General features: G+C 46.4%; 12 protein-coding genes, 1 tRNA gene and 1 pseudogene. 4 read left to right on the forward strand and 10 right to left on the reverse strand.

Going from position 1 to position 16,764, the window contains the following annotated elements:
* Positions 1-63: 63 nt before the first annotated feature.
* The 10 genes and pseudogenes from nadB to acs form a co-directional block, all read right to left on the reverse strand.
* Positions 64-1,722, reverse strand: coding sequence for an L-aspartate oxidase (nadB, locus tag QMF28_RS05725; RefSeq protein WP_281741620.1), 1,659 nt, complete (start codon positions 1,720-1,722; stop codon positions 64-66).
* A gap of 271 nt (positions 1,723-1,993) precedes the next feature.
* Positions 1,994-2,245, reverse strand: a pseudogene (locus QMF28_RS05730) (type II toxin-antitoxin system PemK/MazF family toxin); the annotation flags it as partial.
* 89 nt (positions 2,246-2,334) lie between these two features.
* A complete protein-coding gene (locus QMF28_RS05735) occupies positions 2,335-2,577 on the reverse strand; it encodes an AbrB/MazE/SpoVT family DNA-binding domain-containing protein (protein WP_281741623.1) in 243 nt (80 codons plus the stop codon).
* Between the two features lie 107 nt (positions 2,578-2,684).
* Positions 2,685-5,579, reverse strand: a complete 2,895-nt coding sequence (gene fdhF / locus QMF28_RS05740; RefSeq protein WP_281741625.1) for a formate dehydrogenase subunit alpha — start codon at positions 5,577-5,579, stop codon at positions 2,685-2,687.
* A gap of 40 nt (positions 5,580-5,619) precedes the next feature.
* Entirely contained in the window at positions 5,620-7,422 is a 1,803-nt protein-coding gene (locus QMF28_RS05745) for an NAD(P)H-dependent oxidoreductase subunit E (protein ID WP_281741627.1), read from the reverse strand.
* A gap of 193 nt (positions 7,423-7,615) precedes the next feature.
* Positions 7,616-7,840: a hypothetical protein gene (locus QMF28_RS05750; RefSeq protein WP_281741629.1), complete on the reverse strand. Its 225-nt coding sequence runs from the start codon at positions 7,838-7,840 to the stop codon at positions 7,616-7,618.
* A gap of 10 nt (positions 7,841-7,850) precedes the next feature.
* Positions 7,851-10,271, reverse strand: a complete 2,421-nt coding sequence (locus tag QMF28_RS05755; protein WP_281741630.1) for a DUF748 domain-containing protein — start codon at positions 10,269-10,271, stop codon at positions 7,851-7,853.
* A gap of 16 nt (positions 10,272-10,287) precedes the next feature.
* Entirely contained in the window at positions 10,288-10,593 is a 306-nt protein-coding gene (locus QMF28_RS05760) for a YciI family protein (RefSeq protein ID WP_281741631.1), read from the reverse strand.
* A gap of 99 nt (positions 10,594-10,692) precedes the next feature.
* Positions 10,693-10,783, reverse strand: a tRNA-Ser gene (locus tag QMF28_RS05765).
* A 57-nt stretch (positions 10,784-10,840) separates the two neighbouring features.
* Positions 10,841-12,814: an acetate--CoA ligase gene (gene acs / locus QMF28_RS05770; RefSeq protein WP_281741633.1), complete on the reverse strand. Its 1,974-nt coding sequence runs from the start codon at positions 12,812-12,814 to the stop codon at positions 10,841-10,843.
* A gap of 188 nt (positions 12,815-13,002) precedes the next feature.
* Here acs and QMF28_RS05775 point away from each other — a divergent pair, with 188 nt between their 5' ends.
* Genes QMF28_RS05775 through QMF28_RS05790 form a run of 4 tightly spaced genes read left to right on the forward strand, consistent with a single transcriptional unit; the run spans position 13,003 to position 16,763 of the window.
* On the forward strand, positions 13,003-14,526 hold the full coding sequence (locus QMF28_RS05775; RefSeq protein WP_281741635.1) for a fumarate hydratase: 1,524 nt from the start codon (positions 13,003-13,005) through the stop codon (positions 14,524-14,526).
* Between the two features lie 40 nt (positions 14,527-14,566).
* Complete coding sequence (murI, locus tag QMF28_RS05780) at positions 14,567-15,373, forward strand: glutamate racemase (protein ID WP_281741637.1); 807 nt, start codon at positions 14,567-14,569, stop codon at positions 15,371-15,373.
* Positions 15,370-16,065, forward strand: a complete 696-nt coding sequence (locus tag QMF28_RS05785) for an energy transducer TonB (RefSeq protein ID WP_281741639.1) — start codon at positions 15,370-15,372, stop codon at positions 16,063-16,065. Before murI ends, QMF28_RS05785 begins: the two co-directional genes overlap by 4 nt.
* Before the next feature lie 5 nt (positions 16,066-16,070).
* A complete protein-coding gene (locus QMF28_RS05790) occupies positions 16,071-16,763 on the forward strand; it encodes a MotA/TolQ/ExbB proton channel family protein (RefSeq protein ID WP_068323204.1) in 693 nt (230 codons plus the stop codon).
* Position 16,764 lies beyond the last annotated feature (1 nt).

Here is a 16,764-nt window from a genome sequence, read left to right on the forward strand (position 1 = left end):
TCCTCTTGAGATATGACTAGCTTATCACCAAAAAATGCTGTTTTATAGCCTTGCTAAAGGCTTTTAAGGGGCTGAATCGCCTTCAGAGCCTTCTGCCTGGGGAGTCAGGATAGTTGGATAAGAAACTGCCCAAGTACCTGGGTAGTCGCGACTGTAATGCAGGCCACGGCTTTCCCTGCGCATTAGCGCTGAACGCACAATAAGTTCCGCACACTCCAGAAGATTGCGTAGCTCAATTAAGTCACGTGTAACCTTAAAATTCGCGTAATACTCTTGTACTTCATATCTGAGTAGCTTGATTCGATGTAATGCGCGCTCCAAGCGGCGATTGGTTCTCACGATGCCAACGTAGTTCCACATCAGCGAACGTAATTCATCCCAGTTATGCGCAATGACAACTTGTTCATCGGCATCCTCAACTTGACTCTCATCCCACAAAGGCAAGTTCGGCATCGCTGGAGTCTTTAGACTGGAGATGTCTTCTGCAGCGGCCTTACCTATAACAACGCACTCCAATAAGGAGTTGCTGGCCAAACGATTGGCTCCATGTAAGCCGGTGTAAGTTGCCTCTCCTACTGCGTAGAGCCCAGGCAAATCAGTGCGTCCTTTAAGATCGGTGACTACACCACCACAGGTGTAATGCGCTGCAGGTACTACTGGAATTGGCTCTTTGGTAATGTCTAAACCGAGGCTCATGCAACGGGCATAGATCATTGGGAAATGCTCTTTAATAAATTCTTCACCCAAATGAGTTGCATCTAGATGAACATAGTCCAAACCGTGCTTTTTCATTTCAAAGTCAATTGCACGTGCAACAATATCTCGCGGTGCTAATTCATGGCGCTCATCATGCTCAGGCATAAAACGGGTACCATCAGGCAACTTCAATAAACCGCCCTCACCGCGCATCGCTTCAGTAATCAGAAAAGTGCGATCACTCGGGTGATACAAACATGTCGGATGAAATTGGATAAATTCCATATTGCCCACTCGGCAGCCTGCACGCCAGGCCATGGCAATGCCGTCGCCGGTAGCAGTATCAGGGTTGCTGGTGTAGCGATAAACCTTACCGACGCCGCCAGTAGCCAATACCACTGACTTTGCTTCAATGGTTTCTACACGATTATTTTTAATATCGAGTGCGTATACGCCATAACAACGATTAGGTTTGGTGCGCTGCGTCTTGGCATCAAGCTGACGATTGGTTATGAGATCGAGCGCAATCCAATGCTCCAAGATCTGAATATTTTTATGCGCCCTGGCTTTATCCAAAAGTACTTCATGAATCGCCTTACCAGTGGCATCGGCAGCGTGCGCAATGCGACGGTGACTATGACCACCCTCGCGAGTTAAATGCAAACCCATTGGGCCAGATTCATCAGTAGTGAATGGAACGCCCTGCTCTACCAACCAACGAATAGCTTCAGCACTCTCTTCCGCAATATAACGCGCAGTTGATTCAACTACGAGACCTGCGCCGGCATCCAAAGTGTCAGCTACGTGTGAGTCAATACTGTCATGCTCTTTATCAACCACCCCAACAATACCGCCTTGCGCCCAAGCGGTTGCTGCTTCGCCTAAACCACGCTTTGCCATCAGGATCACTGGCTGGGATTCAGCCATATGCAATGCAACGGTTAGGCCTGCTAACCCAGCCCCAATAATGAGGACAGGAAGCTCAGCTTTTGCGGCTGTGTTTACGGAGGGTTTGGAACTGGCCATAGAGAGATCATTCTAACTGGCATTAGAAATAGGGGTTGCCGTTAAATTCCTTTGTTACTTGACTCAAAAGGAAGCAATTCGTCTAATTTAGACTCAGAAAGCGACAGAAGACAGTTAGCCACAAAGGTAGGTGGTAGCTCTGGATTATCTATGCAAGCGCACTCCAACCGCAACAAGAAATGAGCCTGCTCTTCCTCAGAATACCCATTCTCTGCAGTGATTGTCTTCACGTAACGACCTAAATTTCAGTCTAAAATTGGGTGCTTTTCGCCTATCCTATAGAGAGCAAAGATTTCACCTTAGCCCTTACCTCAGTGAGGGCCTCAGGATTCACTGTATTTTTATATTTTGCTTTTCTTATTTTCCAATCCAGAGACTTAACTTGGTCAGATAAGATGGCAGAGTGGACCCCATCGACCTCAACCAACACCTCAAAAGGGTAACCTTTAATCTGAGTTGTTAATGGACAGCAAACCAACAAATTCGTTTTTTTGTTATAGCTCTCAGGAGTCAACACTACAGCAGGCCGACGGCCAGCCTACTCCCTTCCAGCCTGAGGGTCAAACTCTAGCCACACTACATCACCAGCCTCTGGTACGTAAGCTCTAACCATTAGAGAAGCTCTTTTCCTACGGGCTCACCAAAGTCGGCTTCACCGTGCAAATTCTTAGCGGTAATTCCGGACAATAGCTCATTCAGTGGATATTCTTGTTTTGCCATTGGCTCAATCACAATTCGACCCTTCTGCACTTTTACAGAGACAAGCTGATCAATATTTAATTGGGCGGACTTCATGACCGCAGCATTTAAGCGCAAAGCCGGGCTATTGCCCCACTTTTTAATAACTGTTTGCATATGACCCCCTCTCAATGTATCTACATTGTATCTACATGATCCAGCGCAAGCAAGTCTAAATGAAAAACCCCGACACAAGGACGGGGTTTTTAGGGGGTCTCTTCAAGTTAAACGTTAGACATTTCCTTAGATCCACCTGGGGCATTGGTGCCATATCCTATCAATGTAGAAGCCTGACCGCCTTTTGCCAATTTCACTGCGCAATACTTAAACTCTGGAATCTTGCCAAATGGATCTAAGGCAGGATTGGTAATTAAGTTTGCAGCAGCTTCGTAGTAAGCAAACGGAATGAAGATCACGCCTTTTGGCGTACCGTCATCTCTTCGAACGTGAATTCCTACCTCACCACGACGAGACTGCACAGTGATCACATCGCCAGCAGATACTCCCAACTGAGTCATATCTTCACCATTCATAGATACGGTAGCCATAGGCTCAATGGCATCTAACACGGTAGCACGACGCGTCATACTGCCCGTATGCCAGTGCTCTAACTGACGACCTGTAATTAATACAAATGGATACTCATCATCAGGACGTTCATTTGCTGGAATGATGTCTGCTGGAACTAACTTCACCTTGCCGTCTGCTGTGGCAAATTCATCATCAAACACAATTGGACGGCCCGGATCTTCGGCAGATAAGCATGGATAAGTGACGCTAGATTCTTTTTCTAGGCGCTCCCAAGTAATGCCTTTGATGGCGCCATGCATCGCTTGACGCATTTCGTCATAAACAGCAGCAACGCCAGCATCAGGACCTTGGTAATTCCAATTGAGACCCATGCGTTTAGCAATTTCCTGAATAATCCATAAGTCAGGCTTTGCATCGCCAGGAGGATTAATGGCTTTCTTGCCCATCTGCACCATACGGTCAGTATTGCTAGCCGTACCTACCTTCTCAGGCCAAGCACTCGCAGGCAGAACCACATCCGCTAACAGCGCTGTTTCTGTCATGAAGATGTCTTGTACGACCAAATGCTCTAAAGATGCCAATGCATGACGTGCATGATTTAAGTCTGGATCACTCATCGCAGGGTTCTCGCCTTCGACATACATGCCACGAATCTTGTCCGGATCAGAATCGGGCGCAGTGATCTTATGCATGATCTCTACCACTGTGTACCCTGGCTTTTTATCAAGCGGCGTATCCCAGAACTTTTCAAACCAAGCATGTGCTTCTGGATTGTCCACACGTTGATAGTTCGGGAACATCATCGGAATCAAACCAGCATCACTTGCGCCCTGCACATTGTTCTGACCGCGCAATGGGTGCAATCCTGAGCCTGGCTTACCAATTTGACCAGTGATACTCACCAAAGCAATTAGGCAGCGTGCATTATCTGTACCGTGAACGTGCTGACTGACGCCCATGCCCCACAAAATCATAGCTGACTTGGTAGTCGCAAACTCACGAGCAACCTCTCGCAGCGTCTCTGCTGGAATACCGCAGATCGGTGCCATCGCCTCTGGGCTATAGCCTTTGATATTTTCTTTTAGAGCTGCAAAATTATTAGCCCGATTTTCAACAAAGTCTTTATCTACTAAGCCTTCTTCAATGATCGTATAGATCATGGCATTGAGCATCGCCACATCAGTATCCGGCTTGAACTGCATCATTCGCCATGCATACTTGCTGATATCTGTTGCACGTGGATCGCACAAAACAATTTTTGCGCCACGTTTAGCTGCGTTCTTAAACCAAGTAGCCGCCACTGGGTGATTTGCTGTTGGATTAGAGCCAATCAAGAAAATCATGCTGGAATGCTCAACATCATTCACCTGATTACTTACAGCACCTGAGCCTACGCCCTCTAGGAGCGCGGCAACAGATGATGCGTGGCATAGACGTGTGCAATGATCTACGTTATTGCTACCAAAACCAGTGCGTACTAGTTTTTGGAATAAGTATGCCTCTTCATTACTACCTTTTGCGGAACCAAAACCTGCTAACACTTTTAAGCCGTGCTGATCCTTGAGTTTCTTGAGGCCGCCAGCTGCAAATTCCAGAGCCTCTTCCCAGGTTGCTTCACGGAAGATATCTGACCAGTCTTGCTTGCCATCTAGGATGGACTCATCCTTAGGAACGCCTGCTTTACGAATAAGTGGCTTAGTCAGGCGCTGTGGATTATGGATGTAGTCCATACCAAAGCGGCCTTTAACGCAAAGGCGATTGTGGTTGGCTGGGCCATCACGACCTTCTACGCTAACAATTTTTTCATCTTTAACGTTATAAGTGATTTGACAACCTACACCACAGAATGGGCATACTGAATCTACCTTGCGGTCGACTGTTTGCGAACCGATTAAACCTTTAGGCATCAATGCGCCAGTTGGACAGGCTTGTACACACTCGCCGCAAGCAACGCAAGTACTGTCGCCCATTGGATCGTTCAAGTCAAAGACGATTTCACTATGAGCGCCACGCATGGCGTAACCAATCACATCATTGACCTGCTCTTCACGACACGCACGTACACAGCGATTACATTGGATACAAGCATCTAGATTGACAGCCATCGCCGGATGAGAAACATCGCTGCTGACTTTTGCACGGCGAATTGCTTTGAGTTCTGGGCGAACGGTAACGTCCATGCGTGCAGCCCAAGTGCTGAGCTCGCCATGCTGGTTCTTTTGCTCTTCTTCCTTGGTATCGCCCACCCACTTAAAACCCTCATCAGGCATATCGGAGAGCAACATCTCTAAAACAAGCTTTTGACTCTTCACGGCACGTTCGCTATTGGCTTTGACTTCCATGCCAGGGGTTGCGCTTCTGCAGCAACTTGGCGCCAGAGTGCGTTCACCATTGATTTCCACTACGCAAGCACGGCAATTGCCATCTGGGCGATAGCCATCTTTGAAGCATAGATGTGGAATATCAATACCGTGGCGTTTGGCAGCTTTGAGAATCGTTTCACCTTCATAGGAAACAATCGTCTTGCCGTCTAGCTTGAACTCTACGGTTTGCAATTCAAGTTCTTTAGGATTTGTGGGTGCGTTCATGTTTGTCTCGTTATTCCCTGATTTTTTATATGTACTTTTATTAAGCTACTTCTTCTGGGAAATATTTATGAATACAACGAATGGGGTTTGGTGCTGCTTGTCCTAAACCACAAATAGAAGCATCCACCATTACTGTGGCTAAGTCTTCTAAAGTTTCCTGATCCCAAGACTTGGCTTGCATTAATTGAGCTGCTTTGCTTGTGCCTACGCGGCAAGGAGTGCATTGACCGCAACTCTCATGCTCAAAGAAGTGCATGACGTTGAGCGCCATATCACGCGCTTTGTCTTTATCACTAAACACCATCACTGCAGCAGAACCAATAAAGCAGCCATAAGGTTGCAAGGTATCAAAGTCGAGTGGGATGTCATTCATAGTAGCCGGCAAAATACCGCCTGATGCACCACCAGGTAAATAGCCGTAGAACTTGTGGCCATCTTGCATGCCACCACAGTACTCATCAATCAATTCTTGAATGGTGATACCGGCAGGAGCCAACTTCACACCAGGCTTCTTCACGCGACCACTCACACTAAAACTACGCAAGCCTTTACGATCATGACGACCGAAAGAACTAAACCACTCTGGGCCACGCTGAACAATGTCGCGCACCCAGTACAAGGTTTCAAAGTTGTGCTCGAGCGTTGGTCTACCAAACAAACCTACTTGTGCGATATATGGAGGACGCATACGCGGCTCACCACGCTTGCCCTCAATACTTTCAATCATGGCGGACTCTTCACCGCAGATGTAAGCACCGGCACCACGACGCAATTCAATCGTAGGTAATTTGAATGGGGGATTGGCTTTGAGTTTTGCTAACTCAGCCTCTAGTAACTCTCTGCAGCCATGGTATTCATCGCGCAAATAGATATAGCAAGCATCGATACCCACAACATTGGCAGCAATCAACAAGCCCTCTAGGAAGCGATGAGGGTCACGCTCTAAGTATGTACGGTCTTTAAATGTTCCTGGCTCGCCTTCGTCAATATTCACAGCCATCAACTTAGGAGCAACTTGGTCTTTCACAATGCGCCATTTTCGTCCCGCCGGAAATCCTGCGCCACCCAATCCGCGCAATCCAGAATTTTCCATGGCCTTGATGATGCTCTCAGCATCTTTCTTGCCTTCGTGGATTTCTTTAGCAAGTGAATAACCACCTTGCGCACGATAAGACTCATAACCAACATAGTCAGGAGAAAGGGCTTGCATTTCACCTTGTGGTGAAACACCCTGCTCCGCTAAAGCAGCAGGCTCAAATACAGCATCATCTTTAGCCATCGGCTGTGTGGTCAACTTATTTTTTACGGCAGCAGAAACTTTCTCGGTTGTAGCAAATAGGACTGGGTATTGGTGTACCACTGCTACAGGCGCCTGCTCGCAACGCCCAACACATGGAGCTGCAATGACTTTAATACTGGAGTTACCCAAGATGCCTGGCAATTTAGCTAATAGATTTTGCGCGCCAGCTAATTCACAGGCGATGCCATCACAAACACGAATCGTGATGTCTGCTACTGGATCGTTACCGCGCACAACTTCAAAGTGGTGATAGAAAGTAGCAACTTCGTATACCTCTGCCATTGGCAAATTCATTTCTTTTGCTAAGGCAACTAAATGATGATCATGCAAAGCGCGATACTCATCGTTGAGCTTGTGAAGATTTTCAATGAGCAAGTCACGACGATGTGGAGCCTCTCCAATCAGCTTGCGCACTTCTGCAACAGAAGCATCATCAGCTTGACGACCCTTCAACTTGCTCTTGCGACGAATGGTTTCCCTCAAATCATCTGCCGTTGCAACAGCAACCGCTTTGACTTCTCCAGAAGGCTTTGGATGATTCATATTTTGTAGTCTCTAATTTTTATATTTATTGCTTTGCACGAATGCAGAGTTTTACCCATCTTGCTTATTAAAAGTCCTGCCAAGCCAAATACTTAGCAGACCTGCAATACGCAAAATAACGCTTCATTTTGGGTTATTTAACACCCTAAGTCCTTGACGGCGCTCAAGGACTTTAATTCAGGGTTTACCCTAGTTATAGAAGGGATGGGGAAGGCTTGTCGCCGGGAGGAAGTGAGTAATCCAACTTGCGCTCATAAAGGCGTGCTTTATAACAATCCTGGTAGCCTTTGCTGCCAATTTGCCAGCCGATTGAGGTGCAGTCCTCTTGAGCAGCCGATTCAATAGAGCCACAGCCTGTCAAACCGAGGACAGCGAGGATTGTGAAGATAGAGAAAAAGCGCATTTTTGTTGAATTCATGACCTCAAGTCTACTTGATTCTGATCTCAACATCGAGTGGAATCCCCTCTTTTCCTGCCTCTACCGTCTTGACCTCGCCAAGCTGAATGCGATCCTTGAGGCTGGCGTCGGATTTGATCATAAATCCATAAGCTGCCTTAGCCCGCGCCTTAGCCAACTCCTTTAGTTCGCCGTCAGTAATTTCTATGCCAGCAATCAGCTCATTGTGCAATTGCTCATTACGTTGCTCGCCATCGGGAAGCGTCAAAAGACGCTGTCCTAATTTAATGCGACCAATGTATTGGGCGTAAGCAGACTTCAGGCCTGACTGCACTCTAGGGTCAGATAAGCTTGGTACCGGAATAGGCTCACCTGGTGTTAATTTAAATCCTGCATCTTTTAGGACTGCTGAATCCGCTTTAGCCCTAGCAAGCTCTTTTCTATCTTGTACAGGATCATAGGTGCCAATAATCTCCAAACTCGAATTAGGGCGTTTGATGAGATATTCGCCAAACTTTACCAGGCGATCTTGATCAACGGCTAAAAATACTGCCTCACCAGGAACGGCATTAATACCCTCTTCACTACCAAGACCGATCAATGAAGCCAAGGCTCTGAAAGGCGCTGTAGCAATATTAGTTAATACATTGCTGATAGCCTGCCATACCAAGCCACTAGCACTAAATTCTGGTGAGTCGACATTGCCTGCGATTTTGACGGTGACATCAATAGTGTCATCAGAGTCTTCGAGCAAAGCAATCGCTAAACCTAAAGGTAATTTTTTACCAGTAAAGTCTGGCACCTCATCACCCAGAACAACCTTCTTAATGATGATCTGATTACTACCGTTTAACTCGCCATCCTTTGCGCGGTAATTTAAGTTGAGGTTTAAGCGCCCACTAGCAATTTGGTATCCGGCAAATGTCATAACTGCAGGATTGAAGGCGCTCAAAGGTAAATTGCGGAACGTCATCAATATGTCATGGTTACGGCGCGGGTCATCAAAAGATGCTTGTCCTTTTGCCCGCATACTCCCGGAACCCGCAACTACGCCATCCATTGCAACAGTGGCAAAACGCCCTGGCGTATTACTTACTCCTAAGAGAGTCGCATTAAATTTCTTAATGTCCACTTTGAAATGCGGACGCATCGCCAAGTCCGAGAAAAATACTTCACCATTCTTGAGGTTAGTGGAGCGAATATCTAGATTAAATCCAGAAGCATCCTTTGATTTAGAACCATCAGCTGCTTCAGTTGTTTGTTCGCTTGCAGGCTTTGCAAACAATCTTCGAAAATTAGAGAATCCATCTTCATTAATTTCAAATTGAAGTATTGGTGAATTAATAATCAACTCATCAATTGAAAGGCTGCTACTAGATGCTTGTTTAGATTTCAGGCTTTTATATTCGAACTGACGAATATCAGCCATCTTCCAAACAATCAGCGGATATTTTTGATCTTTTTCTAGAACCGTTAAATCTGAAATATGAATGTCGCCCGCAAATACATCGGCTTCAGGCCCAAATTTCATAGTGAGTGCTGAATTAATTGCACCGCTTTTACCGATTAACTCTTTATTGGCTGGCAAGAGCGCAACTAGGGGAGCGATTGCTAGATTCTCAAGCTCCAGCTTACCGTCTACTGATTTTGAGTCTGTATTGAAGTCCCAGTGAGAGCGAATAGCGCCATCATCTAACTTCACATTCAATTGCACGCCCAACATACCCGGCTGAGGATTATCCAATCCACCCGCAATGGCAACATGCTGATAAGTAATGGTTTTATTAATGCCGGGCACTAAAACCTGTAAAGTACCAAGATTAAAGTCGTATTGACCGCGAACACCAGATACCACACCCTGCTTGTCGTAGTTTGCTACATCAAGCAACTTCATCGTAAAAGGCTTTAGTTCCTCCTTCAACTTCGTGGAGTTGTCTAACAAACTTAATGAGGCAGAACTCACAAGTAGCTCATCAATAGATATCTTGAGCGGTTTATTGGGCTCACCAGGATCTTTGGGTGGCATCGATTTCTCAACAGCAGCAATAAACTCCTGCCAATTCCAGACTTCTGAATGCGCGCCCTTTGATAATTTCTTCTCTACCAACATCTTGGGCTCGACCAACAAGATCTCATCAAAACCCAGCTCACCTAGGGCTAATTTTGTCCATTTGGCAGTAATAACTAGCTTTTTGAATTCCAGTAATTTTGAACCACCCGACTTTGCCAGATGAAACCCATCTAGCTCTACCTTTAGCCTTAACGGAGAAATGCTGAGATCTTGATAGGCAATGTCATAACCAATCTTGGTACTAAATTCTGAGACTGACTTTTTAATAAAGCCAGGAACAAAGAGATGGGCCCCCACCCAAAAGATGACAACACAGGAAAGCACCAAGAAGATGAACCTGATCAGCCATTTTTTGAAGCGAGGTAATTGAGTCAAAACCATTTAATGCAATACAAAATTATTGTGCAGGTGGAAAGCCAACCTTTTGAGTCCACATATTGTTGAATACGTTGATGATCGGCTTCTCATAAACACCGGCCTTGGTGTAAGGCTCGTCTTTTAACCATGCATCTACATCTGCTCTGCTTGGAAAGTCGATTGCAATCAAACTACCTAAAGTGGTTTTTCCATCTTCAGAAGTCAACGGTCCAGCAAAAGCCATGCGGTCAGCCATTTTTGCCAGATAAGCGCGGTGCTCAGGACGAACTTGCACGCGCAAGTCAGCAGTGCCGGGACGATCCATCAATAACAATGTAAAAATCATATTTTCTCCATTACTTGGTTCTATTTTTAATACATAACTAACTAGATACTACGGGAAGTTGCAAAAGAAAAACCACCCGAAGGTGGTTTAGGCATTACTTGGCGGAAGGGGCGGGATTCGAACCCGCGGTAGGCTATTAACCTACGCACGCTTTCCAGGCGTGTGACTTAAACCGCTCATCCACCCTTCCGGAACCGATGATTATACGATTGCCGAAAGGGTTTCCTCTAAAAGCTTGTTTAGGGGCTTACAGAGACTCTTTGAGCTGGTCCAAGATGTGTGGATTTTCAAGGGTTGAGGTGTCTTGAGTAACCTCTTCACCTTTAGCAATCACACGCAAGAGACGGCGCATGATCTTGCCAGAACGGGTCTTAGGCAAGTTATCGCCGAAACGTACGTCCTTAGGCTTAGCAATCGGGCCAATCTCTTTACCAACCCAGTTACGCAATTCCGTAGCCAGCTTTTTAGCTTCTTCGCCTGTAGGACGACCGCCTTTGAGAACTACGAATACGCAAATCGCTTCACCAGTCAATTCATCAGGGCGACCCACTACCGCAGCTTCAGCAACCAATGGGTTGGCAACTAAGCAAGATTCAATTTCCATGGTTCCCATACGGTGACCAGAAACGTTCAACACGTCATCGATACGACCGGTAATAGTGAAGTAGCCAGTATCTTTGTTACGGATTGCGCCGTCACCTGCCAGATACAAAGTGCCACCCAACTCTTCAGGGAAATAAGACTTCACAAAACGATCTGGATCGTTCCAAATCGTACGAATCATGGAAGGCCATGGACGCTTAACCACCAAGATACCGCCTTGACCGTTAGGTACATCAACACCAGCTTCGTCAACAATCGCTGCCTGAATACCTGGCAATGGCAATGTGCATGAACCTGGAATCATTGGTGTTGCACCTGGCAATGGAGAAATCATGTGACCGCCAGTTTCTGTTTGCCAGAAGGTGTCGGCGATTGGGCAACGTGAACCACCTACATTCTCGTAGTACCACATCCAAGCTTCTGGATTGATTGGCTCGCCTACTGATCCCAAGAGACGCAGTGATGACAAATCGTAGCTCTTTGGATGAACAGCTTGATCATTGCTTGATGCTTTGATCAATGAACGAATTGCTGTTGGTGCTGTGTAGAAAATAGATGCTTTGTGTTTTTGGATCATGTCCCAGAAACGGCCAGCATTTGGATATGTAGGAACGCCTTCAAACACAATCTCTGTAGCGCCAACTGCAAGTGGACCATAAGTAATGTAGGAGTGTCCTGTTACCCAACCAATGTCGGCAGTACACCAGAACACATCGTTTGGCTTAATGTCAAAAGTCCACTTCATTGTGAGAATCGCCCACAAGAGGTAGCCGCCTGTTGAGTGCTGCACACCCTTTGGCTTACCGGTTGAACCGGATGTGTACAGAATGAACAGCGGATGTTCAGCGCTTACCCACTCTGGTTCACAAGTAGTTGCTTCATTAGCAACGATTTCTTGCATCCAAACATCGCGACCTGCTTGCATAGCAACATCAGTGCCAGTGCGTTTGCTCACGATGACATGCTTAACCTTAGGGCACTCACCTGTTGAGAGAGCTTCATCACAAATTGCTTTCAATGGCAATGCTTTGCCGCCACGGAACTGGCCATCAGCAGTAATCACTGCTACTGCGCCAACGTCCATAATGCGATCGCGCAATGCTTGGGCTGAGAAGCCACCAAACACTACTGAGTGAATTGCGCCAATACGAGCACATGCTTGCATGGCCACAATGCCTTCGATGGTCATTGCCATATAAATAATGACGCTGTCACCAGACTTCACGCCCATCTTGCGCAATGCGTTTGCCATTTTGCAAACGCGCTCAAGCATCTCTTTGTAAGTTACTTTAGTGACAGTGCCGTCATCGGCTTCAAAAATAATGGCTGTCTTGTCACCAAGACCAGCTTCAACTTGACGATCTAAACAGTTGTATGACGCATTGGTTGTGCCATCTTCAAACCATTTGTAGAAAGGGGCTTTGGACTCATCCAAAACTTTAGTAAATGGTTTCTTCCAATAGATGTTCTCTTTAGCAAGACGACCCCAGAAACCGTCGTAATCTGAATTTGCTTCATCACAAAGCTTCTTATAGGCTTCCATGCCTGGAATTGCCGCGCTCTTCACAAAGTCTGCAGGTGGGTTAAATACGCGGTTTTCTTGCTTTAATGGTTCCATGCTTCACAGCCCCTCTATCAAATAATCAATAATCTAAAATCAACTACAAATGCGAAAAAATGTCGCAAAATGACAGGTTTACACCTTTAAGACCTTAGAAGATAAGTGAAAACACTGGGGATTTGCTCTATGGCAAACCCTTAAAATAGGGCAAACCTTACTAATAATGTGGAAATAAGCATAAAACCATGACAAATATCAAACAAAACGACCTCATTCAGAGCGTTGCTGACGCATTCCAGTTCATCTCTTACTACCATCCCAAGGACTTCATTACCGCCTTGGGTAAGGCTTATGAGTTAGAACAGGGTCATGGGGCTAAGGATGCTATTGCTCAAATTTTGACCAATAGCCGCATGTGTGCCGAAGGTCACCGTCCAATGTGTCAAGACACTGGCATTGCCGTGGTTTTCCTCAAAATTGGCATGAATGTGCAGTGGCCAGATGCCACGATGAGCGTTACTGAGATGGTGAACGAAGGCGTTCGTCGCGCTTACCTCAACCCAGAAAATACCCTACGCGCTTCAGTTCTGGCTGATCCAGCTGGCAAACGTAAAAACACTGGAGACAATACACCTGCTGTAATTCATTACGAAATTGTTCCGGGCGACGATGTTGAAGTGATTTGCGCCGCTAAAGGTGGTGGCTCTGAAAACAAAGCCAAGATGGTGATGCTCAACCCATCTGACTCAATCGTGGATTGGGTTCTGAAAACTGTTCCTACTATGGGCGCTGGCTGGTGCCCTCCTGGTATTTTGGGTATTGGCATTGGCGGCACACCAGAAAAGGCCATGCTTATGGCTAAAGAGTCTTTGATGGAGCCAATTGATATTCAAGAACTGATTGCTCGCGGCGCTAAAACACGCGCTGAGGAGTTGCGCTTAGAACTTTATGACAAAGTAAACAAACTCGGTATTGGTGCACAAGGCCTTGGTGGCTTAGCTACCGTTCTCGATATCAAGATCATGGAATACCCAACTCATGCCGCTTCATTACCAGTGGCAATGATTCCAAACTGCGCAGCTACCCGTCACGTGCATTTCCATTTACATGGTGATGGCCCTGCTAAATTAGAAAAACCTTCGCTATCTGACTGGCCAGACGTGACTTGGACTCCAGATATTCAAAAATCTAAGCGCATTAATATGGACACCCTTACCGCCGAAGAAGTGGCGAGCTGGAAGCCAGGCGAGACTTTATTGCTCAACGGCAAAATTTTGACTGGACGCGATGCTGCTCATAAGCGTATTCAAGATATGCTCGCCAAAGGTGAAGAGTTGCCAGTGAGCTTTAAGAATCGCGCAATCTACTATGTCGGACCGGTTGATCCAGTGCGCGATGAGGCAGTTGGTCCAGCAGGCCCTACTACCGCTACTCGCATGGACAAGTTCACGGAGATGATGCTTGCTAAGACAGGCTTAATCACCATGATTGGTAAAGCGGAGCGTGGTCCTGTAGCCATTGAGGCGATTAAGAAACATAAGTCGGCTTACCTCATGGCAGTTGGCGGAGCCGCTTACTTGGTTTCTAAAGCGATTCAGTCATCTAAAGTGGTTGGCTTTGCTGACTTGGGTATGGAAGCGATTTATGAGTTTGATGTCAAGGACATGCCGGTGACGGTTGCCGTGAACTCAGAGGGCATCTCTATGCACGAGACTGGACCAAAAGAGTGGCAAGCCAAGATTGCTGGTATTCCAGTCAAGGTGGCTTAATTACTGAATTAGTAATTTATCTATAGACACCGGCAATTCATTGGCACTCATCGGAGTATTTGATTCTGGCGTTGGAGGCTTATCCATTTTGGATGAGGCTCTGCGTCAGCTTCCACAGCATGATTACATCTACCTTGCCGACTCCGCTAATGCACCCTATGGTGAAAAATCTAGCGATTGGATAGCGCAACGTAGCCTAGCGCTCTGCCGCCATCTAGCAAGTCAAGGTTGCGATGCTATTGTGGTTGCCTGCAACACCGCAACCGCTGAAGCGATTAAACAAATTCGGGAACAGCTGTCTATTCCTATTATTGGCGTTGAGCCCGGCATTAAGCCAGCGGCGATGCAATCACAGAATCATATCGTGGGAGTGTTGGCGACAGAGGCAACCCTTAAAAGCGATAAATTCAACGCACTACTTGCAACCCTTCCAAGCGACTGTCGATTCATTAAGCAAGCAGGCGCTGGTTTAGTACCCCTAATTGAATCTGGCAAAGCCGATGGTCAGGAAACTTTAGAGCTGCTGGCCAAACATCTAGAGCCTATTCAGGATGCTGGTGCTGACACCATCGTGCTGGGTTGCACACATTACCCTTTCCTCAGAAAAGCCATTCGTAAGTTGCTAGGTGAATCCATCACATTGATTGACACCAGTGATGCTGTTGTGAGGCAGCTTAAGAGACAGTTAGATGTTCTGAAATCCAGTGGCGCCAGCCCTGAATTTGGATCAGTGCTTTTGCTTAGCAGCAAAAACGAAAATCTGCTCTTAGCAATGGCGCAAGACTTAATGTCTGCAGACCTTGCATCACATTCAGTAGAGGCACAGATCTTAGGTGAAGTTCGATGAGCGATTTACTAAAAAAATTAGACGCTCATCTACCGTTTAATAAAACTGAACGCATCATCATTGGTGTTGTATTGCTCTTTCACGCCCTGCCTGCGTTAGAGTTTTTACACCTCAGTAAGCGCCCTCCTCCAATGGACGACACGCGGGTCATGGCAAACCTAGTTAGCCCAGAGGCTAGCAAGACTCAACAGCCGCCCGCCGCAACACCACCAAAGCCAAAAGAAGAGAAGAAAGTAGCAAAGGAAAAGCCTCAAGAAAAACCGACCGAGAAACCGAGTCCTATGCAGGCGCAACAGCCTCCGCAACAACAGCAACAAAGCCAATCACAAAGTAAATCAGATTCACAGCCACAGAATGCAGCGGTAGCCCCTGCAACCAGTGGGGGTGCTAGCGGGACTCCAATTCAAACGGACATTGGTAAACTGGTTGTGGTTTATCAGCCTGATGCAGATGCTTATTACCCGTCCTTTTCGAAACGCTCTGGTGAGCAAGGAACTGCTGTAGTTCGATTGATTATTGATGAAACAGGTAGCGTAGAAGATGTAGCTTTACTGCAATCAAGCACCTTCCCCAGGTTGGATCGTGCCGCAACAGAAATTGGCAAACGTTATCGCTTTAAACCTTTTGTAGTAAATGGCTCACCCCAAAGAATTTCAACTAATCTCTTAATTAAATTTAACCTCAAGAATTAATCAATATGAATACACCATTTGGCATAGCAAATCTCTGGCTTGAAGGCGATGCAATTACGAGATTCGTTGCAATCGCTCTACTCATCTGCTCTATTGTGACTTGGGTAATCTTGCTCACTCGACTTTGGGATCTGCGCAATCTACGTAAACTGAAACCTGAGCTTGAGCAATTCTGGCGTGCCACCTCTTTTGATGAAGGTCTAAAAGTGTTTAGCAACCATTCATCCAATCCCTACTATCAAATTGCAAAGTTGGCGACCAAGGCATCAGCCCACCACCAAAACCAATCCTCTAATCATCGTGAATTACTGCAAACACTGAATTATTCCGAATGGATGGCTAGAAGCGTAAAGAACAGTATTGATGCCATTGCTGCTGGACTACAAAAAGGCTTGACCTTCTTAGGCTCTACTGGCGCGATTGCCCCCTTCATTGGTCTCTTCGGAACTGTTTGGGGCATCTACCATGCATTAATCGCCATCAGCAGCTCTGGTAGCGCACAAATTGATCAGGTTGCCGGCCCTATTGGTGAAGCACTCATCATGACTGCTTTTGGTTTGGCCGTAGCGATTCCTGCAGTTCTGGGTTTTAACGCCATTAATCGTGCTAACAAATTATTTGTTGCGGACTTAAACCGCTTTGGCAATGACTTATTGGCCTACTTTGTTACTGGTGCTCGCGTTAACTCCGGGGAATAGT

The organism is Polynucleobacter yangtzensis, from assembly GCF_027924165.1.
Taxonomy (GTDB): Bacteria; Pseudomonadota; Gammaproteobacteria; order Burkholderiales; family Burkholderiaceae; genus Polynucleobacter; species Polynucleobacter yangtzensis.

Coding starts and splice junctions, on each gene's coding strand:
- nadB (WP_281741620.1), bottom strand. CDS start 1,722: ATGGCCAGTTCCAAACCCTCCGTAAACACAGCCGCAAAAGCTGAGCTT.
- QMF28_RS05735 (WP_281741623.1), bottom strand. CDS start 2,577: ATGCAAACAGTTATTAAAAAGTGGGGCAATAGCCCGGCTTTGCGCTTA.
- fdhF (WP_281741625.1), bottom strand. CDS start 5,579: ATGAACGCACCCACAAATCCTAAAGAACTTGAATTGCAAACCGTAGAG.
- QMF28_RS05745 (WP_281741627.1), bottom strand. CDS start 7,422: ATGAATCATCCAAAGCCTTCTGGAGAAGTCAAAGCGGTTGCTGTTGCA.
- QMF28_RS05750 (WP_281741629.1), bottom strand. CDS start 7,840: ATGAATTCAACAAAAATGCGCTTTTTCTCTATCTTCACAATCCTCGCT.
- QMF28_RS05755 (WP_281741630.1), bottom strand. CDS start 10,271: ATGGTTTTGACTCAATTACCTCGCTTCAAAAAATGGCTGATCAGGTTC.
- QMF28_RS05760 (WP_281741631.1), bottom strand. CDS start 10,593: ATGATTTTTACATTGTTATTGATGGATCGTCCCGGCACTGCTGACTTG.
- acs (WP_281741633.1), bottom strand. CDS start 12,814: ATGGAACCATTAAAGCAAGAAAACCGCGTATTTAACCCACCTGCAGAC.
- QMF28_RS05775 (WP_281741635.1), top strand. CDS start 13,003: ATGACAAATATCAAACAAAACGACCTCATTCAGAGCGTTGCTGACGCA.
- QMF28_RS05785 (WP_281741639.1), top strand. CDS start 15,370: ATGAGCGATTTACTAAAAAAATTAGACGCTCATCTACCGTTTAATAAA.
- QMF28_RS05790 (WP_068323204.1), top strand. CDS start 16,071: ATGAATACACCATTTGGCATAGCAAATCTCTGGCTTGAAGGCGATGCA.